The sequence below is a fragment of the Dietzia sp. NPDC055340 genome (assembly GCF_053645335.1).
In genome coordinates this window covers 17,265-29,234 of record NZ_JBSHML010000006.1, presented here as the reverse complement: position 1 = coordinate 29,234, position 11,970 = coordinate 17,265, and the positions used below count along the sequence as shown (strand labels likewise).

The window sequence follows — 11,970 nt, the reverse complement described above, 5'->3', positions numbered from 1 at the left end:
AACCAGACCATGAGCTCCACCAGCCCCGCCCGGCCCGCCCAGAAATCTCCGAACGACCCGACGACAACGACGACGACGACACCGCCGGTCACCTCCGTCCTGGTGGCCAATCGCGGCGAGATCGCCCGGCGCGTCCACCGCACCGCCCGGTCACTGGGCATGTCGACGGTCGCCGTGTTCTCCGACGCGGACGCGGACTCGCCGCACGCCCGCGAGGCCGACGCCTCCGTGCGACTGCCCGGTAACACCCCTGCGGAGACATACCTGCGCGGTGACCTGGTGATCGAGGCGGCCCTGGCCGCGGGCGCCGACGCCGTCCACCCCGGATACGGGTTCCTGTCGGAGAACGCGGGATTCGCCCGCGATGTGATGGCGGCGGGTCTGACCTGGGTCGGGCCGCCACCGCAGGCCATCGAGGCCATGGGCTCCAAGATCGAGGCCAAGAAGATGATGGCGGCGGCGGGCGTGCCCATGCTCACCGACCTCGAGCCCGACGACGTCACCGAGGACCTCCTGCCGGTCCTGGTCAAGGCCTCCGCAGGAGGTGGCGGGCGCGGGATGCGCATCGTGCGCACCCTCGACTCACTGCACGACGAGATCGCGGCCGCCCGGCGTGAGGCGAAGTCGGCGTTCGGCGACGACGCGGTGTTCTGCGAGCGCTACCTCGAGCGCGGCCGGCACATCGAGGTCCAGATCATGGCCGACGCCCACGGCACCGTCTGGGCGGTGGGGGAGCGCGAGTGTTCCATCCAGCGCCGCCACCAGAAGGTCATCGAGGAGGCGCCCAGCCCGCTCGTCGAGCGCACGCCGGGGATGCGGGCGAAGCTGTTCGAGGCGGCCCGGGATGCCGCGACCGCGATCGGCTACACCGGCGCCGGGACGGTCGAGTTCCTGGCGACCGACGGCGGTGAGTTCTTCTTCCTCGAGATGAACACCCGCCTTCAGGTGGAGCACCCGGTCACCGAGGCCACCACCGGTCTGGATCTGGTGGCGCTGCAGTTCGACGTGGCCGCGGGTCTGCCGCTGCCCGCCGCCGAGCCGCCGGCCACGCACGGCTGGTCGCTGGAGGCCCGGCTGTACGCCGAGGATCCGGCGGACGACTATCGCCCCGGCTCCGGCGTCCTGTGGGCGCTCGAGGTGCCCGGTGTGACCTCGCGCTTCTCCGGCCCGCACCGGCCAGGGATCCGGCTGGACAGCGGCGTGGAGCCGGGGCCGGACGGCACGCTCATCGGCGTCCACTACGACCCGATGTTGGCCAAGGTGATCTCCTATGGCCGGACCCGCACCGAGGCCTGCACCTCGCTCGCCGGGGCACTCGCCCGCGCCAGGGTCCACGGACTGACCACCAACCGGGCCCAGCTCGTGCGCGTGCTCCGCCATCCCGAGTTCCTCGCCGGCAATCTGTCGACGGCGTTCCTCGACGACCACGGCGCCGCAGAACTCGCCGCCCCGCTCGCCGACGACGAGGCCGTACGCATCTCGGCACTCGCCGCCGCGATCGTCTCCGGTACCGCGGAGCACGCCGGCGGCCCGGTCGCGCTCGCCCCGGCCGGGTTCCGCAACGTCGGCCGCTCGCTGCAGACCCGCACCTACCGGGTCGGTGAGGACGAGCTCGAGGTGACCTACCTCCGCGACCGCGCCGGTGCCCGCCCCGCCGCCGAGGACCTCGACGGCATCGTGACGATCGGAGACGCCACCGCCGATTCGCTCGTCGTGGAGGTCCGTGGGGTTCGCCGCACTCTCGCCGTGGCCCGGTACGAGACCCCGGGGGCCGACTCGCGCGTGGAGGTCGACTCCCCGCTCGGACCGGTCTCACTCGTCGAACCACCCCGCTACACCGACCCGTCGGCGGAGGTCGCCGCGGGATCGCTGCTCGCCCCGATGCCGGGCTCGGTCATCCGCGTCGCGGTCTCGGTCGGGGACGCGGTCACAGCAGGTCAGCCACTGCTCTGGATGGAGGCCATGAAGATGGAACACACCATCTCCGCGGCCATCGACGGCATCGTCACCGAGCTGCCCGTCGAGGTCGGCACGCAGGTCGAATCCGGCACCATTCTCGCCGTCGTCGTCGAACCCGGCGCCGACACCAGCACCGACACCGAACAGGAGTGACCGCGATGACCGACATCTCGACCGTCCCCAACCCCGTGATCGACACCGACGAGCAGGCCCAGCTCCGGAAGGTCGCCTTCGACCTCGGCTCGCGCTACGGCCTGGAGTACATGCGCGAGAAGTCCGACGCCGGCGAGACCACCGACGAACTGTGGACCGAGGCAGGCAAGCTCGGCCTGCTGGGCGTCAACCTGCCCGAAGAATACGGCGGGGGCGGCGCGGGCATGACCGAGCTGGCCATCGTCGAGGAGGAACTGTCCGCCGCGGGCGCCGGGCTGCTCATGATGGTGGTCTCGCCGGCCATCAACGGGACGATCATCTCGCGCTTCGGCACCGAGGAACAGAAGCAGCGGTGGCTGCCCGGGATCGCGTCGGGGGAGACCATCACCTCCTTCGCGATCACCGAGCCCGACGCCGGATCCAACTCCCACGCCATCACGACCACCGCGCGGCGTGACGGCGCCGACTTCCTGCTCAGCGGGCAGAAGACCTATATCTCGGGTGTCGACCAGGCGGATGCGATTCTCGTCGTCGCCCGTCTCGAGGGGTCCACCCCCGGCCGCCTCGAACCGGCGCTGTTCATGGTCCCCACCGACGCCCCGGGCCTGACGAGGGCCCACATCCCCACCGAGGTCCGTACGCCCGAGCGGCAGTTCCAGCTGTTCTTCGACGACGTCCGCCTCCCCGCCGACGCGCTCATCGGTGACGGCGACACCGCGCTGCTCATGCTCTTCGCCGGCCTCAACCCGGAGCGCATCATGGCCTCCGGCATGGCCTGCGGCACCGCGCGCTACGCGATGGACAAGGCCACGAAGTATGCGAACGAGCGGTCGGTGTGGAAGACGCCCATCGGCGCTCACCAGGGCGTCGCCCACCCCCTGGCCCAGTGCAAGATCGAGCTGGAACTCGCGCGGCTGATGATGCGCAAGGCGGCGGCCCTGGTCGACGCCGGCATGGACGAGGCGGCCGGCGAGGCGGCGAACATGGCGAAGTACGCCTCGGGAGAGGTCTCGGCGCGCACCGTCGACCAGGCCATCCAGACCCTCGGCGGTAACGGACTCTCGGTGGAGTACGGGCTCGCCGGGATGCTCGCCGCGTCCCGACTGCCCCGCATCGCCCCCGTCAGCCGGGAGATGATCCTCAACTACGTGGCCCAGCACTCGCTCGGGCTGCCGAAGAGCTACTGAAGGTGGCGGCCATGAGTGACACGCACGCCGGCGGGCCGGCCCCCGCCGGGCAGACGGTGGTCCGCTACGAGGTCCGGGCCGGCGCCGCGCGCATCGACCTGGACTCACCGCACAACCGCAACGCCCTGTCGACCGCACTCGTCGAGCAACTCCACGCCGCGCTCGACGGTGCCGCGGGTGACGACGCCGCCCGCGTCGTGGTGCTCGGGCACACCGGCGGGACCTTCTGCGCCGGCGCCGACCTCTCCGAGGCCTCGGGAGGCACCGGCCGGCCCGAGGAGCAGGCGGCGGAACGGACCAGGGTCTTCCTGGGACTGTTGCGGGCGATCATCGCCCACCCCAAGCCGGTGATCGCCGCCGTCGACGGCCATGTGCGGGCCGGCGGCATGGGCCTGGTCGCGGCGTGCGACCTCGCGATCTCCGGGCCCTCGTCGACGTTCGCGCTGACCGAGGTCCGACTGGGGCTCGCCGCCGCGATGATCTCGGTGCCCCTGGCAGCGCGCGTCAACCCCCGCGACCTCGCACGGGCGCTGCTGACGGGGGAGAAGTTCGACTCCGCGCACGCCCGGGCCATCGGCCTGCTCACCGAGGCCCCGGAGGACGTCCCGGCCGCCGTGGACCGGCTGGTGGCCTCGTTCCGCCCGTGCTCGCCGCAGGGGCTGACCGAGAACAAGGCGCTGCTCGCGGCGCCGCTGCTGGCCGAGCTCGACGCCCGGGGGGAGGAGCTGGCCGGGATCACCGCCCGGTTGTTCACCACCCCGGAGGTGGCCGAGGGGATGACCGCATTCCTCGAACGCAGATCGCCTGCCTGGGCGGCGGACGCGGAGTAGCGTGAAGTGTGGTGTTGGTCACACGACCAGCACCGCCTTCACCGTCGTCTCTCATCGAGGAGTACACGCATGCGCACCAAGGCCGCCATCATCCGCGAGCCCAAGCAGGACGGCTGGGAGATCGTCGAGGTGGACATCGACGACCCGAAGGCCGGGGAGGTCCAGATCAAGCTCGCCGCCTCCGGCCTATGCCATTCAGATGAGCACCTGCTCACCGGTGATCTGCAGTTCGAGTCGTACCCGATCATGGGCGGGCACGAGGGCGCCGGCGTGATCACCAAGGTCGGCGAGGGCGTGCGGGGACTGGAGGAGGGCGATCACGTCGTCCTGGCGTTCATCCCCGCCTGCGGCACATGCCCGCCCTGCTCGGAGGGGCTGCAGAACCTCTGCGACAACGGTGCCGGCCTGCTCAGCGGCCGTGCGATCAGTGACGGTGGCTTCCGCGTCCATACCACCGACGGCGAGGACGTGGCCACGATGTGCGTTCTCGGCACCTTCGCGCCGCACGTCACCGTGCACGAGTCCTCGGTGATCAAGATCGAGAAGGACATCCCCCTCGACAAGGCCGCACTCCTCGGCTGCGGCGTCTGCACGGGCTGGGGATCGGCCACCGAGATCGGCGGCGCCAAGGAGGGCGACGTCGTCGTCGTCGTCGGTGTCGGAGGTATCGGCATCAACTCGGTTCAGGGCGCCGCGGCCGCGGGCGCCCGCGCGATCGTGGCCGTCGACCCGATCGACTTCAAGCGTGAGAAGGCGCTCGAGTTCGGCGCCACCCACACCTGTGCCTCCATGGACGAGGCCATGGCGTTGGTGGGGGAGATCAGCTGGGGCAGAATGGCGGATCTGGTGATCCTGACCATGGGCGTCGTCGAGGGCAAGGATCTGCTGCCCGGCCTCCTGCTCACCGGCAAGGGGCGGCGCTGCGTGGTGGTGGGGCTGGGCGACATGACCGCTGTCGACGCACAGATCTCCATCCTGGACCTGGCGATGCAGCAGAAGACCCTCCAGGGGGCCATCTTCGGCGGCACCGGCCCGCGCAAGCAGATCCCGCATCTGCTGCACCAGTACCGTGCGGGCAACCTCAAGCTCGACGAACTGATCACCACGACGTACCGGCTCGAGGACATCAACCAGGGCTATCAGGACATGCGGGACGGAAAGAACATCCGAGGCGTCATCATCTACGACGAGCAGGACTGGTAGCAGGAGGAGACATGGCGGGACCCGAGCAGCGCGCCCCCAAGCAGGACCGCAGCCGCATCACGCGGGAGCGGTTGCTCGGTGCTTCCATCGACCTCCTCGCGACGCAGGGCTGGGCGGCGACCACCGTGGGCGCGGTGGCCGCCGCCGCCGGCGTCTCACGGGGTGCCGCCCAGCACCACTTCCCGACCCGCGAGGACCTGATCACAGCGGCTCTCGAGCACATGATCGAGCAGCGTGTCGAGAGCGTGCGCGCTGTCGGGCTGGACCTCCCGGAGCCCGGGCCGGCCCGCACCGAGGCGGTGGTGCGCCTGATCGTCGAGCACTACACCTCCGACCTGTTCAAGGCCGCACTGCAGGTGTGGACCGCGGCCGCCAGCGATCCCGCTCTCGCGGACCGGGTGCTTCCCCTGGAGACCGCGATGTCGCGCGAGGTCCTCGGCATCGCCGCGGCCGCGCTGGAGCGCGACTCCTCGGACGCCCGCGTACGCCGGGCGCTGCAGACGACCCTCGATCTCGCGCGTGGCCTCGGCCTGGCCGACGTGCTCTCCGACGATTCCGGACGTCGTGACAAGATCATCCGATTCTGGGCGCAGACGATGGACGAGGTCCTCGACGACGCCGGAAAATCGCACCCGGTGGCGGGCGACCGCGGCTCATTTTGACCCGGTATCCCCACGGCGGTTAGGCTTGACCATCGTGCTCGCAGTATGCGAGCTGGAGGATCGTGCCCTGTAGGCCAGCGAGAGCGGCTGACGAGGTCGCCCGTGCGCGGCGACGGGTGTTCGAGAGTCCGGATACGAGCAACGTCCCAGTGACCGGTGGTCGCCCTTGAAAGCGGAGGCCGCCAGCTAGAGAAAGTCGGTTCATGCCAACCATCAACCAGCTGGTCCGCAAGGGCCGCCAGGACAAGAAGTCGGCGACGTCGACGGCTGCCCTCAAGGGCTCGCCCCAGCGTCGCGGCGTGTGCACGCGTGTGTACACCACGACCCCCAAGAAGCCGAACTCCGCGCTCCGTAAGGTCGCCCGTGTGCGCCTGACCACCGGCGTCGAGGTCTCGGCCTACATCCCCGGTGAGGGCCACAACCTCCAGGAGCACTCGATGGTGCTCGTGCGCGGTGGTCGTGTGAAGGACCTCCCGGGTGTCCGTTACAAGATCATCCGTGGCTCGCTCGACACGCAGGGCGTGAAGGACCGCAAGCAGGCCCGCTCCCGCTACGGCGCCAAGAAGGAGAAGTAATGCCTCGTAAGGGTCCCGCCCCGAAGCGCCAGCTCATCAGCGATCCGGTCTACGGTTCGCCGCTGGTCACGCAGCTCGTCAACAAGATCCTCCTCGACGGCAAGAAGACGACCGCCGAGCGCATCGTCTACTCCGCGATGGAGATCTGCCGCGAAAAGACCGGCACCGATCCGGTCATCACCCTCAAGAAGGCCCTGGACAACGTCAAGCCTGCACTCGAGGTCCGCTCCCGTCGCGTCGGTGGCGCCACCTACCAGGTGCCCGTCGAGGTGCGCCCCGGACGCTCCACCACCCTCGCGATGCGCTGGCTGGTCACCTTCTCCCGGCAGCGTCGTGAGAACACCATGATCGAGCGTCTCGCCAACGAGATCCTGGACGCCTCGAACGGCCTGGGTGCCGCGGTCAAGCGCCGCGAGGACACCCACAAGATGGCCGAGGCCAACCGGGCGTTCGCGCACTACCGCTGGTGATTCGGTGGGCCCCTGGCGGGGCGGTGTCGTCAAGACCCCCCGTCCAGGGTCCCGCAGCCGCCCACTTGGTGGCATCATTGACCAAGCCCCGTCTCGCCTCGCTGAGAGTGCGCAGCCGGAATCAACACAATGACCCGGTTCGGACGGTCGACACCGACCGCACGGGCCACCGACGACTCACGATCGGGGAGAATCCGTGGCACAGGACGTGCTGACCGACCTCAACAAGGTCCGCAACATCGGCATCATGGCGCACATCGACGCCGGTAAGACCACCACGACCGAGCGCATCCTGTTCTACACGGGTGTCAACCGTAAGGCCGGCGAGACGCACGACGGCGCGTCGACGACCGACTGGATGGAGCAGGAGAAGGAGCGTGGCATCACGATCACCTCCGCCGCGGTCACCTGCTTCTGGGAAGACAACCAGATCAACATCATCGACACCCCGGGCCACGTCGACTTCACGGTCGAGGTCGAGCGGTCGCTGCGCGTGCTCGACGGCGCCGTCGCGGTCTTCGACGGCAAGGAGGGCGTCGAGCCCCAGTCGGAGCAGGTATGGCGCCAGGCCGAGAAGTACGACGTCCCCCGTATCTGCTTCGTCAACAAGATGGACAAGCTGGGCGCGGACTTCTACTACACCGTCCAGACGATCGTCGATCGTCTCGGTGCCAAGCCGCTGATCCTCCAGCTCCCGATCGGTGCCGAGGACGCGTTCGACGGCGTCGTCGACCTGCTCACCATGAAGGCGCACTTCTGGCGTGGCAAGACCGAGATCGGCAGTGCCGCCTCGATCGAGGACATCCCGGCCGACCTGCAGGAGAAGGCCGCAGAGTACCGCGAGAAGCTCCTCGAGACGGTCGCCGAGACCGACGAAGAGCTCATGGAGAAGTACTTCGGCGGCGAAGAGCTGACCATCGACGAGATCAAGGCTGCGATCCGCAAGCTCGTGATCAACTCGGAGATCTACCCGGTCCTGTGTGGCTCCGCGTACAAGAACAAGGGCATCCAGCCCATGCTCAACGCGGTCATCGACTTCCTCCCGAACCCGCTGGACGTCGGCGAGGTCCACGGCCACAAGGTCGGCGACGAGGAGACCGAGATCCTGCGCAAGCCGTCCAAGGACGAGCCGTTCTCGGCGCTGGCGTTCAAGATCGCCGTGCACCCGTTCTTCGGCAAGCTCACCTTCGTGCGCGTCTACTCGGGTCGTGTCGAGCCGGGCACCCAGGTCGCCAACTCGACCAAGGGCCGCAAGGAGCGCGTCGGCAAGCTCTTCCAGATGCACGCCAACAAGGAGAACCCGGTCGACGAGGCCGTGGCCGGCAACATCTACGCCTTCATCGGGCTCAAGGACACCACCACCGGTGACACCCTGTGTGACCTGAACGACCAGGTCGTCCTCGAGTCGATGACGTTCCCGGACCCGGTCATCGACGTCTCCATCGAGCCCAAGACCAAGGCCGACCAGGAGAAGCTGGGCACCGCGATCCAGAAGCTCGCCGAGGAGGATCCGACCTTCACCGTGCGTCTGGACGACGAGACGGGTCAGACCGTCATCGGCGGCATGGGTGAGCTCCACCTCGACGTGCTGGTCGACCGCATGAAGCGGGAGTTCAAGGTCGAGGCGAACGTCGGTAAGCCGCAGGTAGCCTACCGCGAGACCATCAAGGGCTCGATCGACAAGTTCGACTACACCCACAAGAAGCAGACCGGTGGTTCCGGTCAGTTCGCCAAGGTGCAGATCGCGCTCGGGCCCCTGGATCAGGAGTCCGTCGAAGAGGGCGAGACCTACGTGTTCGATGACAAGGTCACCGGTGGCCGCGTGCCCAAGGAGTACATCCCCTCCGTGGACGCGGGCATCAAGGACGCCATGCAGTACGGCATCCTGGCCGGCTACCCGATGGTCAACGTCAAGGCGACCCTCGTCGACGGTGCCTACCACGAGGTCGACTCGTCGGAGATGGCGTTCAAGGTCGCGGGCTCGATGGCCTTCAAGGAGGCCGCACGCAAGTGTCAGCCCGTGATCCTCGAGCCGCTCATGGCCGTCGAGGTCACCACGCCGGAGGACTACATGGGCGACGTGATCGGCGACCTCAACTCCCGCCGCGGCCAGGTCAACGCGATGGAAGAGCGCTCCGGCGCCCGCGTCGTGAAGGCCAACGTGCCGCTGTCCGAGATGTTCGGCTACGTCGGCGACCTCCGGTCGAAGACGCAGGGCCGGGCCAACTACTCGATGGTCTTCTCCCACTACGCCGAGGTTCCGGCGAGTGTGTCGAAGGAGATCATCGCCAAGGCGACCGGCGAGTAACCGGTATGGTCCCGTTCCGCCCTCGCGGCGGGACGGGGCCGATGCCGGCGGCGCACGGTCGAACCTCCGGGTGGCCGCCGGTTCGTGCCCCACGGCACGATGAGTAAGATCAATCCACACAAAACAGTGCCCACTACCCGAAGTGGGGACAGACCAGTCCAGGAGGACATCAAGTGGCGAAGGCGAAGTTCGAGCGGACGAAGCCGCACGTTAACATCGGCACCATCGGTCACGTCGACCATGGCAAGACCACCACCACCGCGGCCATCACCAAGGTACTCGCGGACGCGTACCCGGACCTCAACGACTCGTTCGCGTTCGACGAGATCGACAAGGCGCCGGAGGAGAAGGCTCGTGGTATCACGATCAACATCTCCCACGTCGAGTACCAGACGGAGAAGCGTCACTACGCGCACGTCGACGCCCCCGGTCACGCCGACTACATCAAGAACATGATCACCGGTGCCGCCCAGATGGACGGCGCGATCCTGGTCGTGGCCGCCACCGACGGCCCGATGCCCCAGACGCGTGAGCACGTGCTTCTCGCCCGTCAGGTCGGCGTTCCCTACATCCTCGTCGCGCTCAACAAGTGCGACATGGTGGACGACGAGGAGATCCTCGAGCTCGTCGAGATGGAGGTTCGCGAGCTGCTGGCTTCGCAGGACTTCGACGAGGAGGCCCCCGTCATCCACATCTCCGCGCTGAAGGCTCTCGAGGGTGAGCAGAAGTGGGTCGACTCGGTCCTGGAGCTCATGCAGGCCTGTGACGCCTCCATCCCGGATCCCGAGCGCGAGACGGACAAGCCGTTCCTCATGCCCGTCGAGGACGTCTTCACCATCACCGGCCGTGGCACCGTCGTCACCGGTCGTATCGAGCGTGGCCAGATCAACGTGAACGAGGATGTCGAGCTCATCGGCATCAAGGAGAAGGCCACCAAGACCACCATCACGGGCATCGAGATGTTCCGTAAGCTCCTCGACTACGGCGAGGCGGGCGACAACGTCGGTCTGCTGGTCCGTGGCCTCAAGCGCGAGGACGTCGAGCGCGGTCAGGTCGTCATCAAGCCGGGCGCCTACACCCCGCACACCACGTTCGAGGGCCAGGCGTACATCCTGTCCAAGGACGAGGGCGGCCGCCACACGCCGTTCTTCAACAACTACCGTCCGCAGTTCTACTTCCGTACCACGGACGTGACCGGCGTCGTGACCCTCCCCGAGGGCACCGAGATGGTCATGCCGGGAGACAACACCGAGATGAGCGTCGAGCTCATCCAGCCGGTCGCCATGGACGAGGGCCTGCGCTTCGCGATCCGTGAGGGTGGCCGCACCGTCGGCGCCGGACAGGTCACCAAGATCATCAAGTGATCGTCTGACCTCACGGACCGGGTGAAGTAACCGGGCCAGAGAGTAAGGGGCGCCCCGCTCAGGCGGGGCGCCCCTCGCTCTATTTGTCGACTTCCGGCGAGTCGGACGGACAGGGTAGTCAGCGGCGACGTCCGAGCACGCTCATCGCCACGGAGAGCCCGATCGCGGCCACGCCGGCCAGCGCGGTCACCGCCACCGCGGCGACCTGCTCGGCCGAGGCGGAGTGTTCACCGCGTGCCGAGCCGATGACCCCGTGCCGCCGGTCGACCTCTTCGAGCGCGCGCAGCAGTTCGTCCGGGTCCCCGCCCTTGTCCGGGTGATGGCGCAGCACGGCCTGACGACGGTCCCTCTTGTAGGCGGCGGGATCACGTGGTTCGCGGCGGGTGTTCACGGGGGAGCTCCTCGGGGCAGGCTCGTCAGGTCGATGGTCGTTCCGACGATACCCGTGCGGGGGCGGGGCCCCGCGGCGCCGGTGGACGCCTCTGTACCGGGCCCGCCCCGGGCGATTTTGCTCTGTGCGCCACCGTGCGGCATACTGGTGAAGTTGCCCGGACAAGGCGGCATCCGAACGTGGGTAGATTTTACCCGCGGCAGGGGCCGGGTTGGCCGGGCGAGCACGACCGTGGCGGGTGAGCGATCACCCGCCGGAAAAGTGGGAGGGCGACACGCCCGACCGCGTGGACGCGTCGTGACACGTCAACAGCGGCAGCGGATCGGTCCGCCGTCTTCTTCGCCCAGCGGGGAGCGGCATCCCGTCCTCTGGATCACCTGAGTCGTGTTGCGCCTATGGCCGCGCGTCCGGGGACCTCCACGACGGGCACCGATGCACGAGACCGGGTGGTAGACGGTTTGACGGTGTCACTTATGACAAGCGAACACAACAGTGTCCCCGCCAGGCGAGGGCGCTCACGACAGCCGCCTTCACGGGCGGGAGGAGAAGAGGACGAAGTGGCGGGACAAAAGATCCGCATCAGGCTCAAGGCCTACGACCACGAGGCCATCGACGCCTCGGCGCGCAAGATCGTCGAGACGGTGACCCGCACCGGCGCTCGCGTCGTCGGTCCGGTGCCGCTGCCCACCGAGAAGAACGTTTACTGCGTCATCCGCTCGCCGCACAAGTACAAGGACTCGCGTGAGCACTTCGAGATGCGTACCCACAAGCGGCTGATCGACATTCTCGACCCCACGCCCAAGACCGTGGACGCGCTCATGCGCATCGACCTGCCTGCCAGCGTCGACGTCAACATCCAGTGACCTCC

11 protein-coding genes are annotated in these 11,970 nt (G+C 68.3%); 10 read left to right on the top strand and 1 reads right to left on the bottom strand.

Annotation, left to right across the window (positions count from 1 at the left end; all coding sequences use genetic code 11):
- Nucleotides 1-9: 9 nt before the first annotated feature.
- The 9 genes from ACWIFB_RS05760 to tuf all read left to right on the top strand — a co-directional run bounded on the left by ACWIFB_RS05760 (nucleotide 10) and on the right by tuf (nucleotide 10,711).
- Complete coding sequence (locus ACWIFB_RS05760) at nucleotides 10-2,112, top strand: ATP-binding protein (protein WP_454057607.1); 2,103 nt, start codon at nucleotides 10-12, stop codon at nucleotides 2,110-2,112.
- A gap of 5 nt (nucleotides 2,113-2,117) precedes the next feature.
- The gene (locus tag ACWIFB_RS05755) at nucleotides 2,118-3,299 is read left to right on the top strand and encodes an acyl-CoA dehydrogenase family protein (protein WP_452098595.1); all 1,182 of its coding nucleotides are present in this window, start codon (nucleotides 2,118-2,120) and stop codon (nucleotides 3,297-3,299) included.
- An 11-nt stretch (nucleotides 3,300-3,310) separates the two neighbouring features.
- Nucleotides 3,311-4,129, top strand: coding sequence for an enoyl-CoA hydratase family protein (locus tag ACWIFB_RS05750; protein ID WP_452098596.1), 819 nt, complete (start codon nucleotides 3,311-3,313; stop codon nucleotides 4,127-4,129).
- 69 nt (nucleotides 4,130-4,198) lie between these two features.
- The gene (locus ACWIFB_RS05745; protein ID WP_452098597.1) at nucleotides 4,199-5,332 is read left to right on the top strand and encodes an NDMA-dependent alcohol dehydrogenase; all 1,134 of its coding nucleotides are present in this window, start codon (nucleotides 4,199-4,201) and stop codon (nucleotides 5,330-5,332) included.
- Nucleotides 5,333-5,343: 11 nt separating this feature from the next.
- On the top strand, nucleotides 5,344-5,994 hold the full coding sequence (locus ACWIFB_RS05740; RefSeq protein WP_454057606.1) for a TetR family transcriptional regulator: 651 nt from the start codon (nucleotides 5,344-5,346) through the stop codon (nucleotides 5,992-5,994).
- Between the two features lie 203 nt (nucleotides 5,995-6,197).
- Nucleotides 6,198-6,569, top strand: coding sequence for a 30S ribosomal protein S12 (gene rpsL, locus ACWIFB_RS05735; protein WP_182631374.1), 372 nt, complete (start codon nucleotides 6,198-6,200; stop codon nucleotides 6,567-6,569).
- Complete coding sequence (gene rpsG, locus ACWIFB_RS05730) at nucleotides 6,569-7,039, top strand: 30S ribosomal protein S7 (protein ID WP_452098599.1); 471 nt, start codon at nucleotides 6,569-6,571, stop codon at nucleotides 7,037-7,039. Before rpsL ends, rpsG begins: the two co-directional genes overlap by 1 nt.
- Nucleotides 7,040-7,235: 196 nt before the next feature.
- Nucleotides 7,236-9,347, top strand: a complete 2,112-nt coding sequence (gene fusA / locus ACWIFB_RS05725; RefSeq protein ID WP_454057605.1) for an elongation factor G — start codon at nucleotides 7,236-7,238, stop codon at nucleotides 9,345-9,347.
- A 173-nt stretch (nucleotides 9,348-9,520) separates the two neighbouring features.
- On the top strand, nucleotides 9,521-10,711 hold the full coding sequence (gene tuf / locus ACWIFB_RS05720; protein ID WP_454057604.1) for an elongation factor Tu: 1,191 nt from the start codon (nucleotides 9,521-9,523) through the stop codon (nucleotides 10,709-10,711).
- Nucleotides 10,712-10,829: 118 nt separating this feature from the next.
- Here the strand turns inward: tuf and ACWIFB_RS05715 are convergent, their stop codons facing one another.
- A complete protein-coding gene (locus ACWIFB_RS05715; protein ID WP_230928233.1) occupies nucleotides 10,830-11,102 on the bottom strand; it encodes a hypothetical protein in 273 nt (90 codons plus the stop codon).
- 557 nt (nucleotides 11,103-11,659) lie between these two features.
- On the opposite strand from ACWIFB_RS05715, the gene rpsJ reads away from it, so the two are divergent.
- Nucleotides 11,660-11,965, top strand: a complete 306-nt coding sequence (gene rpsJ / locus ACWIFB_RS05710) for a 30S ribosomal protein S10 (protein WP_003938093.1) — start codon at nucleotides 11,660-11,662, stop codon at nucleotides 11,963-11,965.
- Nucleotides 11,966-11,970: the final 5 nt, after the last annotated feature.

Excerpts from the sequence above, each read along its gene's own strand:
- ACWIFB_RS05760 (WP_454057607.1), top strand. The coding sequence starts at position 10 with ATGAGCTCCACCAGCCCCGCCCGGCCCGCCCAGAAATCTCCGAACGAC.
- ACWIFB_RS05755 (WP_452098595.1), top strand. The coding sequence starts at position 2,118 with ATGACCGACATCTCGACCGTCCCCAACCCCGTGATCGACACCGACGAG.
- ACWIFB_RS05750 (WP_452098596.1), top strand. The coding sequence starts at position 3,311 with ATGAGTGACACGCACGCCGGCGGGCCGGCCCCCGCCGGGCAGACGGTG.
- ACWIFB_RS05745 (WP_452098597.1), top strand. The coding sequence starts at position 4,199 with ATGCGCACCAAGGCCGCCATCATCCGCGAGCCCAAGCAGGACGGCTGG.
- ACWIFB_RS05740 (WP_454057606.1), top strand. The coding sequence starts at position 5,344 with ATGGCGGGACCCGAGCAGCGCGCCCCCAAGCAGGACCGCAGCCGCATC.
- rpsL (WP_182631374.1), top strand. The coding sequence starts at position 6,198 with ATGCCAACCATCAACCAGCTGGTCCGCAAGGGCCGCCAGGACAAGAAG.
- rpsG (WP_452098599.1), top strand. The coding sequence starts at position 6,569 with ATGCCTCGTAAGGGTCCCGCCCCGAAGCGCCAGCTCATCAGCGATCCG.